The organism is Sulfitobacter sp. HI0129, assembly GCF_001635395.1.
In the GTDB taxonomy this organism is placed as follows: domain Bacteria; phylum Pseudomonadota; class Alphaproteobacteria; order Rhodobacterales; family Rhodobacteraceae; genus Sulfitobacter.
Window position 1 is genome coordinate 1 of record NZ_LWGH01000944.1, and the last position, 374, is coordinate 374.

Consider the following 374-nt stretch of genomic DNA (forward strand, 5'->3'; position numbering starts at 1 on the left):
TCCAGTTGGTCGAGGGTTTCATAGGTGACGGTCAACTGGCCACCCTCCCCGCCTGCAGTATGGCTCAAGGTGACCTTCATACCAAGGTTGGCCGAAAGATCACCTTCAAGCGCCTTGGTATCGGCATCCTTTTCCTCACCCTCTGTACGGCGGCTTCGGGTCGAACCGGGCGATTTCGCTGGTTCCTGTTCTCTCTTCACCAGTGCCTCGGTCGCCCGAACGGACAGGCCCTTTTCAACCACTGCCCGGGCAAGCTTTTCCGGCTCTGCCGCGGGGATCAGGGCCCGCGCGTGACCAGCACTCAGCGATCCGTCCCGCACCATCGCCAGCACCCGCTCCGGCAGTTTCAGAAGGCGCAGCAGGTTCGCGATATG

At 61.8% G+C, this 374-nt stretch carries 1 protein-coding gene; it reads right to left on the reverse strand.

The window, feature by feature from the left end:
- The coding region (locus A3764_RS25460; protein ID WP_443069405.1) for a ParB/RepB/Spo0J family partition protein at positions 1–374 on the reverse strand (374 nt) is incomplete at both ends.